The organism is Brevundimonas denitrificans (genome assembly GCF_030160755.1).
Taxonomy (GTDB): domain Bacteria; phylum Pseudomonadota; class Alphaproteobacteria; order Caulobacterales; family Caulobacteraceae; genus Brevundimonas; species Brevundimonas denitrificans.
The window spans coordinates 1-16,751 of record NZ_BSOY01000064.1; the positions used below are offsets into that span (position 1 = coordinate 1).

Consider the following 16,751-nt stretch of genomic DNA (forward strand, 5'->3'; position numbering starts at 1 on the left):
GGCCGGCGCCGCGGCGTCAGCAGCGGCGCCGGCTCCGGCGGCGGCCGGGGCCTCATCCGCGGGGGCCTGGCTGCAACCGGCCATGGCCAAGGCCGCCATCAGTGCGGCGACCGCGAGCGTACGCTTCATCCCGTATCGTCCTTGAAAAGACTGTCGTTGAGTGGCCGCACCGTGGCCCAAGCCTGCGGCGGCGGCAAGGCGGGTTCGCGCCTTCGCCAAGGCGCGAATGACGCAGGCGTCACCCGGTGGCGGCGTCGGCCTCGCCTCCGCCGCTGTCGGCGGATTCGCCCTCGTCCCCCGTCGCGTCCTCGCCGGTGTTCTTGACGGGTTCCGGGTCGGCCTTAGCCGAGGCGGCGGATGCGCTGGAGGCCGTGCCTTCACTGGCGAGGGTCTCGTTGACCGTGTCCTGGTCGGGGTCGATCTCCGACCCGGTCGCGGCTCCCCCCTGCAGCGAGCCGGCGCGGGTGTCCGAACCCATGTCGCTGCCCGACAGGGCCTCGGTCAGGGCGTCCGGCGTGCGGCCCAGATCGGGCTTTTCGCCCATGTCCTCGGCTTCGCGGGCGTCGGCGGTCTTCGGCGTGTCGCTCATGGTGAAGCTCCTTCGCGGGAAGAAGCGGGTGGAGCGGGCAGGGGTTCCCTCCCTTGGTCCGTCACCCTCGGGCCCGCCTTGAGGGTTGAACCCCGGGCGTCCCATACGACAGAGGCGGCCCGCCACAGGACGGGCCGCCTCTCTTGATCGTGCCGCGGTCTGTCCGATCCCCGGGTCAAGCCCGGGGATGAGGACAGCAGGCTGTCGTCACTTGCCGAACAGCTTGTTCCAGCGGCGCTTGTCCCGGTTCTTCCACGTCCCGCGGTGATAGGCGTCCGAGCCGATCAGCGGCACCACGGTGGTGGCTTCGGCGAAGACCATCTGCTCGTGCGTGGTCTGGACCTTGCCCCACGACGCCGCTTCTTTCAGCGTCGAGGACGAGCAGGCGCCGTCGCGCACGTCGGCGACCGTGATCTGGACCGCATAGCGGTGCATCTCGGCCTCGACGCCGAGGATCTCGGCGCAGACGACCGTGTCCTGGGCGAAATTCTTCGGCACGCCGCCGCCGACCATGAACAGGCCGGTGACGCCCGCGGCGATCTTGATGTCGGTCAGTTCGCGGAAGTCGGCGACCGCATCGATCATCAGATAGGGCTGGCCTGCCGCGATCCGCTCCTTCTGGTGCTTGACCAGGCCGAAGCCGGCCGAGCTGTCGACGAAGGCCGGGCAGAAGATCGGCACGCCCTCTTCATAGGCGGTCTGGATCAGCGAGCCGGGCTTTTTGGCGTTCCCTTCGGACAGCCACTTGCCCATTTCCCAGATGAACTCGCGCGAGGAATAGCCCCGCGGCTCGAGCTGGTTGCAGATCTCCAGGATGGTGTGGTCGCAGGCCTGGAGCTCTTCCTCGTCGATATAGGTGTCGTAGATCCGGTCGATGTAGTTGTCGCGCAGGACGTTGTCGTCCACCTCGCCGGCGGCCTGGTAGTGTTTGAAGCCGAGGGCCTCGAAGAAATCCATGTCGACGATCGAGGCGCCGGTGGCGACCACGGCGTCGATCATGCCGAACTTCACCATGTCGCGGTACACGTGCATGCAGCCGCCGGCCGAGGTCGAACCGGCGAGGATCAGCCACGGCGAGCAGTCCTTGTCCTCGAGGGCCATGTTGAAGATGTCGGCGGCCCGGGCCGTGTCGCGGCTCGAGAACGACATCTTGCGCATGCTGTCGATGATCGGACGGGCGTCGAAGGACGTGATGTCCACGTGCTCGACGGTGTTCTGAAGCAGCTGGGCCTTCTGGTTGGTCTGAACGGGAGCGTTCATTGCAAGGGTTTCCCTTTGGTTTGAGCGCCCGTCGTCAAGAAAAACAGCGGCCCGGACGGAGCGACGGGCCGCTGTTGATTACAAACGCATCAGCGACGGTTTAGCGCCGTTGCTTCTTCCGCTGGCCGGCCTTGCCCTTCGGGCGCGACAGGCGAACCACCTTGCGCGCGGCTTCTTCCGCCGTGGTGCGCACGGTCGGGATGGAGCGCGGCGCCAGGCCGTAGAGCGACGCCATCGGCGCATCCTCGACGCCGGCGATGTCGTGTTCGCCGTAGCCGTTGAAGCCGGTCGACATGGCGACGCCGTAGGCGCCCAGCATGCCGATCTCGATGAAGTCGCCTTCCTGCACATCGGCCGGCAGCCAGAACGGTCCCGGCATGTGGTCGATGGAGTCGCAGGTCGGACCGTAGAAGCGGAACGGCTTGAGTTCGTTCGCGCTCGCGCCGTCCCGGACCAGCTTGGTCGGGAAAGGCCAGCGCGAATGGGTCGCGTCGAACAGCGAGCCGTAGGACCCGTCGTTCAGATACAGGGCGTCGCCCTTGCGCAGGTCGACCCGGCACAGGACCGAGGACGACTCGGCCACCAGCGCCCGGCCGGGCTCGCACCACAGCTCGGTCGTTTCCGACACCGGCATCTCGTTGAAGCCGCGGTGAATGGCGTCGGCGTATTCCTGCATGTCCGGCGGGACCATGCCCGGGTAGACCGAGGGGAAGCCGCCGCCGACGTCGACGATGTCCACGAACACGCCCGCGCGGGTGATGGCGCGGCCGACCTGGGCCATGGCGGCCTCATAGGCGGACGGGCGCATGCACTGCGAACCGACGTGGAAGCAGACGCCCATCAGGCCGTCCTTGACCGCCTGGCGGGTGGCCAGCAGCAGGGACGGGGCGTGATCCGGCGAGACGCCGAACTTGCCCGACAGGGAATAGGCCGCGCCGTCGGCCGAGACCGTCATGCGGACCAGCAGATTCAGGTCCGTGGCATTGCCCGTGGCGTCGAGGATCTTGGCCAGCTCGTCATGGCTGTCCAGCGAGAAGGTGCGGACGCCGTGCTCGAAATAGGCGCGGGTGATCGCGCCGCGGCTCTTGACCGGGTGCATGAAGGCCAGGCGCGCGTCGGCGCTGACCGAACGGACCAGTTCGATCTCGGCGAGCGAGGCGACGTCAAATCCGGTGACCCCGGCCTCGACCAGGGTCTCGATGACCCAGCGCGAGGGATTGGCCTTCACCGCATAGAAGACGTCAGCGTTCAGATTGTCCTGGAACCAGCGCGCCGCTACGGAAACCGAACGCGGCCGCACGAGTGCGACGGGGCGTTCAGGGGACCGCTCGCGGACCAGGTCCAGGGGAAATGGATACGTGCGCAATTCACGTAAACCCCTGTAATTGTTAAACCCAGCCGGCGTTAGCAGCGCATAGAGTCAGACCACGGGGTCCGCCGGAAGCCGCGATGTAGGGTCAGCGGACTGTCATGTAAAGCGGTTTTTTCTAGGCGGCCGTTGAGTTTGCGCCATGATTTCCGTGCCCGGACGAATGCGCCGGATCGACTTCTCCTCCCCCGACATTGGGGACGGGGCCCGCTTGCCGGCCCGCCAGTGTGACACAGCCGTAACTTGTCGCCTCACCGACCGCTGATACCGTCGTCCGCCAACCTTGGGGGACTTCCGATGCGCAACGCCGCCTTCCTCGCCGCCGCCGCCATTCTGCTTTCGGCGCCCACGCTCGCCATGGCCCAGTCGGCCGCGCCCGTGCCTCCAGCTGTGCTGGCCCGCAGCGTCGACATCCCGTTCGAGGAGTTCACCCTGGATAACGGCCTGCGCGTGGTCGTCCACACCGACCGCAAGGCGCCGGTCGTGGCGGTGGCCGCCTGGTACAATGTCGGCGCCAAGGACGAGCCCGAGGGCCAGACCGGATACGCCCATCTGTTCGAACATATCGGCCTGTTCAATCCGACGGAGAATGTGCCCGGCGGCCTGATGGAGCCGCTCCGCGCCATGGGGGCCACCGACTGGAACGGCACCACCTGGTTCGACCGCACCAATTTCTTCCAGACCGTGCCGACCTCGGCCCTCGACCAGGCGCTCTATATGGAGAGCGACCGGATGGGCCATCTGCTCGGCGCCCTGACCCAGGAGCGGCTCGATAACCAGCGCGGCGTAGTCCAGAACGAGAAGCGGCAGGGCGACAACCAGCCCTACGGCCTGGTCTATTACAGCCTGCTCGAGACCCTGTTCCCGGCCGGCCATCCCTATCGCCACTCGACCATCGGCTCCATGGCCGATCTGGACGCCGCCAGTCTGGAGGACCTGCGCCAGTGGCACCGCGACAACTACGGTCCGAACAACGCCGTCCTGGTGCTGGCGGGGGACATCGACGTCGCCACCGCGCGCCGCAAGGTCGAACAGTATTTCGGCCACATCCCGCGCGGTGCGGTGAATGAACCCGCCCAGGCCGACATTCCGACGCTGCCGGCGCGGATCGACACCGTCATGCACGACCGGGTCCCCAACACCCGGCTGTACCGCACCTGGGTCGTGCCCGGCCTGCTCGACGCCGCGGCCGCCGATCTCGGGGTCGCGGCCGCGGTGCTGGGCGGTCTGGCCAGTTCACGGCTGGACAATGCGCTGGTGCGCGGCGACGAGACCGCGACCTCGGTCACGACCGGATACCAGGCGTTTCACCGGTTGGGCATGTTTCAGGTCACCGTCGATGTGAAGCCGGGACAGGACGCTGACGCCGTCTCGCGCCGTCTCGACGAGCTGATCGCCGACTTCGTGGCCTCGGGCCCCACCGAGGATGAGATCGCCCGGACCGTGGTCAGCAGCCTGTCGGGCCGGATCCAGACCCTGGAGCCTGTCGGCGGATTCGGCGGCAAGGCGGTCGCCCTGGCCGAAGGCGAACTCTATGCCGACGATCCCGGCTTCTATCGCCGCCAGCTCGCGGCCCTCGGCGCCGCCACGCCCGCGTCCGTCCGCGCGGCCATGGACCGCTGGCTGACCCGGCCGGTGCTGGCCACCCGCGTCGAACCCGGTGAGCGCGAGGCCTATGCCGAGGCGGCCGACGATCGCCCTCCGCCCGAGCCCGCCGCCGCCCTGACGGTGGTTCCGCGTGAACCCATGCCGGCTGTGGGCGCGATGAAGCCGCTCGACTTCCCCGATGTGGAGCGCACGACCCTGTCGAACGGGATCGAGGTCATCTACGCCCGCTCGACCACCGTGCCGGTCACCCGGATGGCGGTGGAGTTCGACGCCGGGGTCGCCGCCGACCCGGCGGATGCGCCCGGAACCCAGCGGCTGATGCTGGACCTTCTGACCGAGGGCACCGAAAGCCGCACCACCGTCGAGCTGGCCGAACAGCAGGAACGGTTGGGAGCCACGATCAACGCCTTCGCCACCACTGACCGGACCGGCGTCGGGATGAGCACCGTCAGCGCCAATCTGGAGCCCTCTCTGGACCTGCTGTCCGATGTGATCCGCAATCCGGCCTTCCGGGCCGAAGACCTCGAGCGGCGCCGCAACCAGCAACTGGCCGGGATCGCGCAGGAACTGTCCTCGCCCGGCGGGATCGGCGGGCGGGCCCTGCCGGTGGTGCTTTACGGACCTGACCATCCCTATGGCCGGCCCGTGTCGGGTCTGGGCGTCACGGCGGCGGTGCAGGGACTGGATCGCGACGACCTGACCGGGTTCCATGAGGCGTGGATCCGTCCTGACAATGCAAAGATATTCATCGTCTCGGACCGGCCGCTGGCCGAACTGGCCCCGATGCTGGACGCCCGGTTCGGCGCCTGGGCCGCGCCGGCCGCGCCCCGGGGAACCAAGGCGTTCGACGCCGCCATTCCGGCCCCCACCCCGCGCATCGTGCTGATCGACCGGCCGCAGTCGCCGCAGTCGCTGATCCTCGGCGGCCTCGTTCTGCCCGTGACGGGCCGGGACGACGTGGTCACGCTGAACGCCGCCAATGAGGTGATCGGCGGCGGCTTCCTGTCGCGCATCAATCAGGACATCCGCGAGACGCGCGGCTGGTCCTACGGTCTCGGCGGCGCCGTCAATCTTCGGGAGCACCAGACGCCCTACCTCGTCCAGGCCCCGGTCCAGGCCAACCGCACGGGCGAGTCGATCGCCGTCCTGATCGACCAGTATCGCGCCTTCCTGTCGGAACGCGGGGTCACCGCCTTCGAGCGTGACCGCGTGGTCAAGGGCAATATCGGCCAGCTGCCGGGCAGTTTCGAGAGCTCGGCCAACGTCCTGAACGCCCTGCGCACCAACGATCTGTACGGGCGGCCCGACAACTACTGGGAGACCCTGGCGCCCCGTTACGAGGCCATGACGGCCGAGGCGATGGACGCCGAGGCGCGCCGCGTCCTGGGCTCGGCCGGGTTCGTCTGGGTCGTGGTCGGCGACGCCGCGACGGTGCGTCCGCAGCTGGAGGCCCTGGGCCTGCCGTTGGAGGTCCGCGCGGCGCAATAGGCGGGGATGGCCGCCATCGGTTGCGCTGGACGAAATCGTCGGGGACGTGCCATTAAGACTTGCCTCGCGGGCCTGATCAGGCGATGCGGCGCGCCCTTGCAACCGCTTCCAGCGTGTCCATGACCTCAGCTGCCGCCGCCGTCGCGCCCTGTGTCGTATCGGCCAGGGACGTGTCCAAGACTTTCGGCGCCCGAAAGGCCCTGAACGGCGTGTCCGTCGAGGTCGGGGCCGGAGAAATGGTCGCCCTCATCGGCCCGTCAGGGTCGGGCAAGTCGACGCTCCTGCGCTCGATCACCGGGCTGCAGACGATCGACCCCGGCAAGGGGACGATCAGCGTATTCGGCGAGGTCGTGCAGAAGAACGGCCGCACCACCGGGGCTGTCCGCGCCGCGCGCCAGAAGCTGGGCATGATCTTCCAGCAGTTCAATCTGGTCGGCCGGCTGTCGCTGTTCTCCAACGTCATGCTGGGCGCGCTCGGCCGGATTCCGGGCTGGAAGGGCCTGCTCGGCCTCTGGCCCTCCAGCGACAAACAGCTGGCCATGGCGGCCCTGCACCGCGTCGGCGTCTCCGACTACGCCGCCCAGCGCGCCAACACCCTGTCCGGCGGCCAGCAGCAGCGCGGCGCCATCGCCCGCGCCATGGTCCAGGGCGCCAAGGCCATCCTCGCCGATGAACCCGTCGCCTCGCTGGACCCGGTCTCGGCCCGCAAGGTCATGGAGCTGCTGGTCGAACTGAACAAGCGCGACGGCTTCGGCGTCATCGTCACCCTGCACCAGGTCGATTACGCCATCCGCTATTGCGACCGCGTCATCGCCCTGAAGGCCGGTCAGGTGGTCTATGACGGCCCGTCGACCGGCCTGGATACGAAACAGCTGATCGACATCTACGGCCCGGAATTCGAGGACGCGTTCTGGGAAACCAAGGCATGAGCCTTTCGGGCTCCGCCCGGCTCTTCGGCGTCAGCGCCCTCGCTGCCGCCGCCCTGGCCCTGTCCGCCTGCGACAAGCGGGACGAACTCGCCGACGGCGCGCCCGCCCGGATCACCTTCTCGATCATGTCCGCCCAGGGCCAGGCGTCCGCCGGCCCCCTGTGGCAGCCCCTGCTCGACGATCTGGCGCGGACCATCGACGTGCCGGTGCGTCCGCATTTCGCCTCGACCTATGCGACCCTGATCGAGGACATGAAGCGCGGCCAGACCCAGGTCGCCTGGTTTTCCGCCCAGCCGGCCGTCGACGCGATCGACAATGCCGACGCCGAACTGATCGCGCGCACCGTCAATCTGGACGGCGAAGACAGCTATCGCTCGACCCTGATCGTGCGGCGCGGGTCGGGCATCACGCTGGACAGCGTCCTCGCCTGCGGAAAGCGCTACAGCTTCGGCGGGGGCGACGCACGGTCCACCTCCGGCACCCTGGCGCCGGCGGCCTGGCTGTTCGGGCCGCGCGGCATTCAGCCGGCCGCCTGTTTCGCCTCGGTCCGGTCCGGCAATCACGAGACCAACGCCTTCCAGGTCGCCTCGGGCGTGCTGGATGTGGCGACGTCCAACACCGTCACCGGCGCCGCCCTGCGCCGCCAGAACCCGACCCTGGCCGACCAGATCGAACAGATCTGGGAATCGCCGCCCATCCCCGAGGGCGGCATCGTGCTGCGCGGCGATCTCGATCCGGCGGTGAAGGAGAAGATCCGCAGCTTCTTCCTGACCTATGGCCAGGGCGACGGCGTCGAGGCGGAGCGTCAGCGCCGCGTGCTGGCGGGTCTCGGCTATTCGCGGTTCAGCGCCGCCGATGACGACTATCTCGACCCGGTCCGGGAAATGATCGCCGGCCAGGCCCTCACCGAGGCCCGGGGCCGCAATGACGCCGCCGCCGCCGCCGCCGCCGAGGCTGAACTTCAGCGCCTGCGCGCCAAACGCGAGGTGCAGCCGTGAAAGCGGTCACGCCTCCGAACCCCACATGCGCCGACCATGGCGCCTATCCCGAACGCATGATCGCCTTCACCGGACTTCCGTCCGAAGGCGCGATCCAGGACACCAGGGCATGAGCAGCCTCCGAAACCTCTTCGCCGCCGCGCTTGCGCTGACGGTGGTCCTTCTCGGATTGACCTGGACCGGCGAGGCCTCGGCCCAGACGCGCCGCCCGGAGAAGATCGTCTTCACGGTCCTGTCGGCCGAGGGGCAGGCTTCGTCGGGCCCCCTGTGGCAGCCTTTGCTGGACGACCTTGAGCGCGAGCTGGGCATCCCGGTCGAGCCGATCTTCGGCTCGAACTACAGCGTTCTCGTCGAGGCGATGCGCGCCAATCAGGCCCAGATCGGCTGGTTCTCGGCCCTTCCGGCGGTTCAGGCCATCGACCGGTCGCAGGGCGAGGTCATAGCCCGTACCGTCGATATCGAAGGCAAGGATTCCTACGTCGCGACCATCATCGTCAGGAAGGGCTCGGGCATCACGATCGAGGACGTCGCCGCCTGCGGCAAGCGTTACACCTTCGGCATCGGGGACGCCCAGTCGACCTCCGGCACCCTGGCGCCGCTGACCTATTTCTTCGGCCCGCGAAACATCGACCCGAGAACCTGCTTCTCGACCGTTCGGGCCGCCAGCCATCAGGCCAACGCCTTCTCCGTGGCCAACAGCCAGGTGCAGGTCGCGACCTCCAACTCCGTCAACACCGTCTTCCTTCGCCGGCAGAATCCGCAGATCGCCGATCAGATCGAGGAAATCTGGCAGTCGCCGCCGATTCCCGAGTCCGGCATCGTGATCCGTTCGGACCTTCCTGCGGATATCAAGGCCAAGATCCGGCGCTTCTTCACCACCTACGGCCAGGGTTCCGGCCCCGAGGCCGAGCGCCAGCGCGAGGTAATGCGCGGATTGAACTATTCCCAGTTCCGCGCGGCCGATAATAGCTATCTCGATCCGATCCGGGAGATGAAGGCCGATCAGGCGCGCCGCGAGGGCCGCCCGCCCGAGGTCGCGCCGCCTGCCAGCGCCGGCAGCCAGTTCGCGCGCTGGAGCCCGTTCGCCCTGATCGGCCTGTTGGCCCTGTTCGCGACCGTCCTCAACCTGCTGCCGAAGCGAACTCCGGCGACAGCGGATCCGGCGGTCGTGCCAGACGCCCCGAAGAAGTCGATGGCCGCCTGGTCGCTGGACCTGCTGCTATGGGGCGGTTTCGGCATCATCCTGATCGCCGCGTTCAACACGGTGGACCTGCCCAACATCGTCAACCTGTTCTCCAACTCCGAGAATATGCGGAACTACGGCCGGGACTTCCTGAACCCGGACTTCTCGGACTGGCAGCCGCTCGTCGGCCAGATGTGGCTGACGGTCCAGATTGCGCTCTGGGGCACCTTCCTGGCGGTCTTCCTCGCCGTTCCGCTCAGCCTTATGGCGTCGCGCAACCTGTCGCCCGCCTGGCTGGTCTGGCCGGTGCGACGCGTCATGGACCTGCTGCGGTCGGTCCCGGACCTCGTGATCGGCACCCTGTTCATCGTGGCGGTCGGTCTCGGGCCGCTGGCTGGGGTGCTGGCTATCGGGCTCAACACCGCCGGGGTTCTGGCCAAGCTGTTCTCCGAGGCCGTCGAGTCGATCGACAAGGGCCCTATCGAAGGCGTCAAGGCGACCGGGGCCGGACGGCTGCACGAAATCGCCTGGGGCGTGCTTCCCCAGGTCGCGCCCCTGTGGACCAGCTTCGCCCTGTACCGCTTCGAATCGAACAGCCGCGCGGCCACCGTGCTGGGCCTGATCGGCGCGGGCGGCATCGGCCAGGTCCTGTTCGAGAGCCTGCAGGCCTTCGACTACCGGACGGTCTCGACCATCGCCATCATCATCGTCGTCGCCGTGACCCTGATCGACATGCTGTCCCAGGCGATGCGCAAGCGGCTGCTGTAACCGACGCATCCGCGAGCCGACCATGGAAAAGCCCGCCTCCGCGAACGCGGGGGCGGGCTTCTTTCTTCCCGTCTCGGATCAGGCCGGACGCAGGTCCGGCGGCGTCGCCTCTTCGGTCAGGATGCGGATCGCCTCGTCCAGCGACACCACCTCCTGCGCCTGCGAGCCCAGACGGCGGATGGCCACCGTGCCCTGTTCGGCCTCGTTCTTGCCGACCACGGCGATGACCGGGACCTTGCCGACCGAGTGCTCGCGCACCTTGTAGCCGACCTTCTCGTTGCGCAGGTCCAGCTCGGCGCGCAGACCGGCGGCCTTCAGCCGTTCGACCGTGGCGCGGGCGTAGTCGTCGGCCTCCGAGACGATGGTCGCCACCACCACCTGCGTCGGCGCCAGCCACAACGGGAAGGCTCCGGCGTAGTTCTCGATCATGATGCCGATGAACCGCTCGAACGAGCCGAGGATGGCCCGGTGCAGCATGACGGGCCGGTGCTTCTGGCCATCCTCGCCGATGTATTCTGCGTTCAGACGTTCCGGCAGGACATAGTCGAGCTGCAGCGTGCCGCAGGTCCAGGTCCGGCCGATGGCGTCCTTGACGATGAAGTCCAGCTTGGGCGCGTAGAAGGCGCCGTCGCCCTCGGCGATGACCGGGTCGACCCCGGCCAGCCGCGCGGCCTCGCCCAGCATGGCCTCGGCCTTGTCCCAGAACTCGTCCGTGCCGGCGCGCACCTCGGGCCGGGTGGCCAGGGCGATCTCGTGGGTGTTCATGCCGAGGTCGGCGTGGATCAGACGCGTCAGCTCGATGAACCGGCGCGTCTCCTCGACGATCTGGTCCTCGCGGCAGAAGATGTGGGCGTCGTCCTGGGTGAAGCCGCGCACCCGCATCAGGCCGTGCAGGGCCCCCGACGGCTCATAGCGGTGGCAGGCCCCGAACTCGGCCATGCGCAGCGGCAGCTCGCGGTACGACCGCTGGCCCTGGTCGAAGATCTGGACGTGGCCGGGGCAGTTCATTGGCTTGAGGGACAGGGTCTCGCCCTCGACCGTCTCGCAAACGAACATGTTGGGCCGGTATTTTTCCCAGTGGCCGGACTTCTCCCAGAAGGTCCGGTCCAGCACCTGGGGCGTCTTGACCTCGACATAGCCGGCGGCGTCCAGACGGCGGCGCATATAGGCCTCCAGCACCCGCCACAGGATCCAGCCCTTGGGGTGCCAGAAGACCATGCCCCGGCCTTCCTCCTGCATATGGAACAGGCCCATGGCCTTGCCGATGCGGCGGTGGTCGCGCTTCTCCGCCTCCTCGACGCGCAGCAGATAGGCGTCGAGGTCCTCCTTCGAGGCCCAGGCCGTCGCATAGATGCGCTGCAGCTGCGGATTGCGGTGGTCGCCGCGCCAGTAGGCCCCCGCCAGCTTGGTCAGTTTGAAGGCCTTGCCGACGAATTTGGTCGAGGGGAAATGCGGCCCCCGGCACAGGTCGACCCAGTCGCCCGTGGCGTAGGTGGTGATCGTCTCGCTGGCCGGCAGGTCGCGGATCAGCTCGGCCTTGAACGTCTCGCCCTTGGCCTCGAACAGTTTGATCGCCTCGTCCCGGTCCCACACCTGACGCACCAGCTTTTCGTCGCGGTCGACGATCTCGGCCATCTTCTTCTCGATCGCGGCGAAGTCATCCGTCGAGAACGGCTCCTCGCGGTGGAAGTCGTAATAGAAGCCGTCCTCGATGGCCGGGCCGATGGTGACCTGGGTGCCGGGGAACAGCTCCTGCACCGCCTGGGCGAGGACGTGGGCGGCGTCGTGGCGGATGGTCTCAAGCGCGTCCGGATCGTCGCGCATGATCAGTTTGAAATCGCCGGAGCCGCCCAGCGGGCGGTCCAGATCGCGCTGCTCGCCGTTCAGGGCGACCAGCGCCGCGCGCTTGGCCAGCGACGGCGAGATGGAGGCGGCGACGTCACGGCCCGTGGCGTCGTCGGGATACTGGCGCGTGGCGCCGTCGGGGAATTTGAGGTCGATCATGTCTTCGTCTTTGCGGGCGGGACCGGATCGTATTTCCAGCCTTCGCCGAAGGGTTGGCATTTGCAGAGGCGTTTGGCCGTCAACCATCCCCCCTTGATCGGTCCGTGCTGGATCAGCGCGTCCCGACCGTAGTCCGAGCAGGTCGGCCGGAACCGGCAGTGCTGCCCGATCAGGGGCGACAGCGTCAGCTTGTAGCCGCGATGGGCCAGCCGCACGCCGCGTTCGTAAAGGGTTTCGCCGGAAGCCATGTCGCCGCGCTTATCCCTCGCCAGACGCGAAGGAGCAACGGGCCTTCAGGCCGCGCCGGCGAGGCTAGTTCGCGTATCGGCCCGATCCCGCGTCACCGGGCGCCCCTGGGCCTGCCGCACCGCGTCCAGCGTCGCCTCGATGGCCACCATGGTCGAGGCGTGGCGCGCCGGATAGTCGGCGACCTGTTTCAGGGCGCGCAGGCCCTCGAACCGACCTGTCGGACCCTTGCCGCCGGCCTTGAGCATCGCGGACATGGCGTCGCGCGCCTCGACCAGTTCATCGAGCGAGGCGCCGATCACGGCCTCGCCGAGCACGCCCGCCGCGGCCTGGCCCAGCGCGCAGGCCTTCACGTCCTGGGCGAAGGTCTCGACCCGGCCCGCGTCATCGAGGGTGACATCGACGACAGCCCTGGAGCCGCACAGTTTGGCGACGCGCTCGCCCGTGCCCTCCGGCGCAGCCAGCCGGCCGCTGTGCGGCAGATTGGCCGCCAGCTTGAGGATGCGCGCGCTGTAGAGCTCGTCGATCATGGCCGGAATATAGGCGATCAGCCGCCCTGGAGCGAGCCCCAGGTGCGGGCCTGATCCACCCCGGCCCCGCCCGCGCGCTCGCGCAGCCAGGCCAGGTTGCGGTCGGCCGCCTCGGGCGGCAGGTCGCGGCGCAGCATCTGCTCGGCCTCGGCCATATTGCCGGTCAGGCCCAGCACCATGGCCAGGTTCAGCCGCACCTTGAGCGAGGCGCCCGGCTGGGCCACGGCGCGGCGCAGCAGGGGCTCGGCCCCGGCCGCATCCCCGCGCGTCATGGCCGACATGGCCATGTTGGACAGAACGTCGGGATTGTCGGGCGACAGGACCAGGGCCTGGGCCCAGGCCGCGCGCGCGTCGTCGGGACGCCGGACCTGCTCATAGGCCGCGCCCAGCAGCGACCAGGCCCGCCAGTCTTCGGGCCGGGCGTTGCGCGCCCCTTCCAGCGCCGCGATGCCATAGAAGGCCTGACCGCGGGCGATATGGGCGCGTCCGGCCTCCAGCATGGCCTCGATGTTGTTCGGCTGGACCACCAGCACCTTGCCCGCCATCTCGGCGGCCTGATCGAAGCGGCCGAGTTCGCGCAGGGCCTGCGCCGCCTTCACGCCGGCGACGGGGTCCATGGGGTTGATATCAGCCTGGTCGGACCAGAAGATCTGGCGGGTCAACGCGTCGGTGCGCTCATAGGCGGCGCGAACCTCGGCCGAGGCGGACTGCCGCACCACCGGGGCGGAGGCGGGCGGCGCGACCACGGGATCGGCCAGGACGGGCGCGGCCATCCCGGCCAGCAGCAGGGCGACGGTTGCGATACGGGCGGTCGTGCGCGACATGGAAGGCGCTCCGGAAGGTTCGACCCGAGACTCGGCCCTTCTCGTCAATCCTTGGTTAAGATCGGCCCCTGTGGGCCGGAAAGGCCGCCGCCCATGTCCGTCCTGCATCCCGATCTACTGACTTCCGAGGCCGAGGGCGCGATTCCGGTGCGATTCGTCGGCCCGGACGGTCAGATCGACGCGGCGATCCGGGGCTGGGCCGGGACCAACGGCTTCACGGGCAAGTCCGGCCAGATGCTGGTCGCGCCGGACGGGCAGGGCGGGGTCGCCGCCGTTCTGGTCGGCGCGGGCGAGCGTCTCGATCCCATGTCCGCCCGCGCCCTGCCGGCGAAGCTGCCGCCGGGCCTCTATCGCCTCGAGGCCGAGCCCGGGGATGCGCGCGCGGCGGCCCTGGCCTTCCTGCTCGGGGCCTATGTCTTCGACCGTTACAAGGCCAGACCCGACCGCGACCGGGTGCGGCTGGTCGCGCCCGAGGGCCTGGATATCGAAGCGGCCCTGCGCATCGCCTCGGCCTGTGCGCTCGCCCGCGAGATGATCGACACCCCGGCCGCCGACATGGGCCCGCTGCAGATCGAGACCATCGCCCGCGAGATCGCCACGGCCTCCGGAGCGACGGCGACCGTGACTGCCGGCGACGTCCTGCTGGAGGACAACTATCCCGCCGTCCACGCCGTCGGCCGGGCCGCCGCGCCGCACCGCGCGCCCCGGGTCATCGAGATCGGCTGGAACCTCGACCGCGCCGACCTGCCGCTGGTCGCCCTGGTCGGCAAGGGCGTGGTGTTCGATTCCGGCGGACTGGACATCAAGGCCGCCGCCGGCATGCGCAATATGAAGAAGGACATGGGCGGCGCGGCCCATGCGCTGGCCCTGGGCCGTCTGGTCATGCAGGCCCGCCTGCCCGTGCGACTGGTGGTGCTGGTCGCCGCGGTCGAGAACGCCATCTCCGCCGACGCCTTCCGGCCCGGCGACATCCTGAACAGCCGCAAGGGCCTGACCATCGAGATCGGCAACACCGACGCCGAGGGCCGGTTGATCCTCGCCGACATCCTGACCCGCGCGGGCGAGCACAGCCCCGATCTGACCCTCGACTTCGCCACCCTGACCGGCGCGGCGCGCGTCGCCCTCGGCCCCGAGCTGCCGCCGCTCTACACCGACGACGAGGCCCTCGCCGCGGAGCTGCTTGACGCCGGTCGCGCCGTCGGGGACCCGTTGTGGCGCATGCCGCTGTGGCCCGGCTATCGCGCCTCCATCGACAGCGAACTGGCCGACGTCCGCAATGACTCCGCCGGCTGGGCCCAGGCCGGCTCGGTGACGGCCGCCCTGTTTCTGCAGAAATTCGCCCCGACGACCGGGGCCTGGGCGCATATGGACATCTTCGCCTGGAATCCCCGCGCTCGCCCCGGCTGGCCCGAAGGCGGCGAGGCCCAGGCGCTCAGGGCCTGCTACGCCATGCTGAAAGCGCGGTACCCCCGAAGCTGACGAGCCCGGCGGGGAAGCCGCGCCCGAGGCCGGCGTCGGGCAAGCAGGCGGGCGATCATCCGGGGCGCGGCCGCGACTCGCACCCGCGTCTCGCTCACGCCGTTGGCGGTCAGAATCGCACCCGCGATCAGAAGGGCGTCGATGAAGACGCCCACGTCGAACACCGCGAACCAGATCATGAGATCGGGAAGCATCAGCCCGAACAGGCGCACGCCATCCGCCTTGAACAGCAAGGCCAGCAAGAGCCCCGCAGCCGCCAACAGGATGAAGAAAACGATCCTGCCCCGCCGGAGACGATTGAGCGCACGGGCCGTGGTCTCGACCAGCGCGCGTCTCAGGACCCGGCCGGGCGCGCTGTCCGGCGACGCCAGCATCACGGCCAACGCCAGCACCACCAGCCCCGAAATGATCAGCATCCGCCCCTCCGCGATCGCGAAGGTCTGAACTGGCCCTTCACGGGCCGGTTTCAAGATGTGCGTCGGCCGGTCCGCCATTAACGGGACTTTCGCCTTCGTGTCGCACAATCACAGGCTAACCGTCAGAGCCTGACTTGACCGCAGCCGCCGCCAGCCTTGATGCCCGCACCACCCTCGCGCGGCCCGACCTCGCCGAGCAGGCGCTGGAAGGGATCGTGCGCGCCTCAGCCTTCCGCGCGGTGCGGGCGATGCATTGCGCGGTTCCGGTCGCCGACATCCAGGCCGACGTCGTGGCGGGCGAGCATCCGATCGACCAACTGATCCACGGCGAAGCCTTCGACGTGCTCGACACGCGCGGCGATCTGGTCTGGGGCCGCGGGCGTCGCGACGGCGTCGTGGGTTGGGTGATGCTGTCCGCCCTCGGGGACGGCGCCCCGCTGGCCACCCACCGCATCGGATCGCCCGGCGAAGGCCTGCCCCTCAACGCCCTCGTCGTCGAGGCGGGCGATCCGCCGGGACTGGCCCCCATCGGCAGTTTCGCCGCCGAACCGGTCGAGGTGGCTGAACGGCTGCTGGGGACGCCCTACCAACTGGGCGGCCGCTCATCGCTGGGCACGGACTGCTGCGGCCTTGTGCAGCAGGCGCTCTACGCCTGCGGCCGGGCCGGCCCCCGCTATGCCGATCAGCAGGCCGAACTCGGACAGGCCGTGGCGGCGGGTCAGGCCCGGCGCGGCGATCTGGTGATCTGGCTCGATCCCGAAGAGGGACCCTGGAACGGCCACGCCGGCTTCATGCTGGACGGCGACCGCGTGCTCCACGCCGTCGGACGGCTGGGCGGGGTCGTGATCGAACCCTTCGCCGAGGCGGACGCCCGCCATCGCGTCGCGGGCTCCGACGGGCCGGTCTTCCGCCGCCTCTGAGCGCAACGAAAAAGGGCGGCCCGAGGACCGCCCTTTCCCATAGTATCCTGAACCGGCCGAACTCAGCGGCTCGGCGGCGCCGGGCTGGTGGCGGCGGGCGGAGCGGCGGGCGTCGCGGTCGTGGTCGGCTGCCCCGCCGC

At 69.2% G+C, this 16,751-nt stretch carries 14 protein-coding genes and 1 pseudogene; 7 read left to right on the top strand and 8 right to left on the bottom strand.

The genetic code is table 11. The features are described 5' to 3' along the window. Positions 1-238: 238 nt before the first annotated feature. The 3 genes from QQJ79_RS12375 to QQJ79_RS12385 form a co-directional block, all read right to left on the bottom strand. Entirely contained in the window at positions 239-589 is a 351-nt protein-coding gene (locus tag QQJ79_RS12375) for a ribonuclease (protein ID WP_284223236.1), read from the bottom strand. Positions 590-796: 207 nt separating this feature from the next. Then, positions 797-1,849 carry a 1,9-bis(guanidino)-5-aza-nonane synthase gene (locus QQJ79_RS12380; RefSeq protein WP_284223237.1) on the bottom strand — a complete coding sequence of 351 codons (1,053 nt, stop codon included), beginning with the start codon at positions 1,847-1,849 and terminating at the stop codon, positions 797-799. A gap of 100 nt (positions 1,850-1,949) precedes the next feature. Next, a complete protein-coding gene (locus tag QQJ79_RS12385) occupies positions 1,950-3,215 on the bottom strand; it encodes a type III PLP-dependent enzyme (RefSeq protein WP_284223238.1) in 1,266 nt (421 codons plus the stop codon). Positions 3,216-3,515: 300 nt separating this feature from the next. On the opposite strand from QQJ79_RS12385, the gene QQJ79_RS12390 reads away from it, so the two are divergent. From QQJ79_RS12390 to phnE, 5 genes and pseudogenes are all read left to right on the top strand, one after another. Continuing rightward, positions 3,516-6,314: a M16 family metallopeptidase gene (locus QQJ79_RS12390; protein ID WP_284223239.1), complete on the top strand. Its 2,799-nt coding sequence runs from the start codon at positions 3,516-3,518 to the stop codon at positions 6,312-6,314. Positions 6,315-6,433: 119 nt separating this feature from the next. After that, positions 6,434-7,243 (top strand): phosphonate ABC transporter ATP-binding protein, encoded by an 810-nt coding sequence (gene phnC / locus QQJ79_RS12395; protein WP_284223240.1) that lies wholly within the window; start codon positions 6,434-6,436, stop codon positions 7,241-7,243. Beyond that, a complete protein-coding gene (gene phnD / locus QQJ79_RS12400; RefSeq protein ID WP_284223241.1) occupies positions 7,240-8,241 on the top strand; it encodes a phosphate/phosphite/phosphonate ABC transporter substrate-binding protein in 1,002 nt (333 codons plus the stop codon). Before phnC ends, phnD (QQJ79_RS12400) begins: the two co-directional genes overlap by 4 nt. A gap of 109 nt (positions 8,242-8,350) precedes the next feature. Continuing rightward, a pseudogene (phnD, locus tag QQJ79_RS12405) lies at positions 8,351-9,151 on the top strand (phosphate/phosphite/phosphonate ABC transporter substrate-binding protein); the annotation flags it as partial. Between the two features lie 282 nt (positions 9,152-9,433). After that, positions 9,434-10,192 (top strand): phosphonate ABC transporter, permease protein PhnE, encoded by a 759-nt coding sequence (gene phnE / locus QQJ79_RS12410; protein WP_284223249.1) that lies wholly within the window; start codon positions 9,434-9,436, stop codon positions 10,190-10,192. 78 nt (positions 10,193-10,270) lie between these two features. Here phnE and thrS read toward each other — a convergent pair whose 3' ends face one another. The 4 genes from thrS to QQJ79_RS12430 are packed head-to-tail and all read right to left on the bottom strand — an operon-like array spanning position 10,271 to position 13,796. After that, positions 10,271-12,196: a threonine--tRNA ligase gene (gene thrS, locus QQJ79_RS12415; RefSeq protein ID WP_284223242.1), complete on the bottom strand. Its 1,926-nt coding sequence runs from the start codon at positions 12,194-12,196 to the stop codon at positions 10,271-10,273. Next, the gene (yidD, locus tag QQJ79_RS12420; protein WP_284223243.1) at positions 12,193-12,444 is read right to left on the bottom strand and encodes a membrane protein insertion efficiency factor YidD; all 252 of its coding nucleotides are present in this window, start codon (positions 12,442-12,444) and stop codon (positions 12,193-12,195) included. Before yidD ends, thrS begins: the two co-directional genes overlap by 4 nt. Before the next feature lie 45 nt (positions 12,445-12,489). Further along, positions 12,490-12,972, bottom strand: coding sequence for an iron-sulfur cluster assembly scaffold protein (locus QQJ79_RS12425; RefSeq protein WP_284223244.1), 483 nt, complete (start codon positions 12,970-12,972; stop codon positions 12,490-12,492). 17 nt (positions 12,973-12,989) lie between these two features. After that, a complete protein-coding gene (locus QQJ79_RS12430; RefSeq protein ID WP_284223245.1) occupies positions 12,990-13,796 on the bottom strand; it encodes a tetratricopeptide repeat protein in 807 nt (268 codons plus the stop codon). 93 nt (positions 13,797-13,889) lie between these two features. Between QQJ79_RS12430 and QQJ79_RS12435 the strand changes: the two genes are divergently transcribed. Next, positions 13,890-15,275 (top strand): leucyl aminopeptidase family protein, encoded by a 1,386-nt coding sequence (locus QQJ79_RS12435; protein WP_284223246.1) that lies wholly within the window; start codon positions 13,890-13,892, stop codon positions 15,273-15,275. Here QQJ79_RS12435 and QQJ79_RS12440 read toward each other — a convergent pair. After that, the gene (locus QQJ79_RS12440; protein ID WP_284223247.1) at positions 15,239-15,691 is read right to left on the bottom strand and encodes a hypothetical protein; all 453 of its coding nucleotides are present in this window, start codon (positions 15,689-15,691) and stop codon (positions 15,239-15,241) included. The genes QQJ79_RS12435 and QQJ79_RS12440 overlap by 37 nt on opposite strands. A gap of 134 nt (positions 15,692-15,825) precedes the next feature. Between QQJ79_RS12440 and QQJ79_RS12445 the strand changes: the two genes are divergently transcribed. Continuing rightward, the gene (locus QQJ79_RS12445) at positions 15,826-16,611 is read left to right on the top strand and encodes a C40 family peptidase (protein ID WP_284223248.1); all 786 of its coding nucleotides are present in this window, start codon (positions 15,826-15,828) and stop codon (positions 16,609-16,611) included. Positions 16,612-16,751 lie beyond the last annotated feature (140 nt).

Bases quoted from the DNA above. Each gene is read 5' to 3' on its own strand.
- QQJ79_RS12375 (WP_284223236.1), bottom strand. From the start codon at position 589: ATGAGCGACACGCCGAAGACCGCCGACGCCCGCGAAGCCGAGGACATG.
- QQJ79_RS12380 (WP_284223237.1), bottom strand. From the start codon at position 1,849: ATGAACGCTCCCGTTCAGACCAACCAGAAGGCCCAGCTGCTTCAGAAC.
- QQJ79_RS12390 (WP_284223239.1), top strand. From the start codon at position 3,516: ATGCGCAACGCCGCCTTCCTCGCCGCCGCCGCCATTCTGCTTTCGGCG.
- phnC (WP_284223240.1), top strand. From the start codon at position 6,434: ATGACCTCAGCTGCCGCCGCCGTCGCGCCCTGTGTCGTATCGGCCAGG.
- phnD (WP_284223241.1), top strand. From the start codon at position 7,240: ATGAGCCTTTCGGGCTCCGCCCGGCTCTTCGGCGTCAGCGCCCTCGCT.
- phnE (WP_284223249.1), top strand. From the start codon at position 9,434: ATGGCCGCCTGGTCGCTGGACCTGCTGCTATGGGGCGGTTTCGGCATC.
- thrS (WP_284223242.1), bottom strand. From the start codon at position 12,196: ATGATCGACCTCAAATTCCCCGACGGCGCCACGCGCCAGTATCCCGAC.
- yidD (WP_284223243.1), bottom strand. From the start codon at position 12,444: ATGGCTTCCGGCGAAACCCTTTACGAACGCGGCGTGCGGCTGGCCCAT.
- QQJ79_RS12425 (WP_284223244.1), bottom strand. From the start codon at position 12,972: ATGATCGACGAGCTCTACAGCGCGCGCATCCTCAAGCTGGCGGCCAAT.
- QQJ79_RS12430 (WP_284223245.1), bottom strand. From the start codon at position 13,796: ATGTCGCGCACGACCGCCCGTATCGCAACCGTCGCCCTGCTGCTGGCC.
- QQJ79_RS12435 (WP_284223246.1), top strand. From the start codon at position 13,890: ATGTCCGTCCTGCATCCCGATCTACTGACTTCCGAGGCCGAGGGCGCG.
- QQJ79_RS12440 (WP_284223247.1), bottom strand. From the start codon at position 15,691: ATGCTGATCATTTCGGGGCTGGTGGTGCTGGCGTTGGCCGTGATGCTG.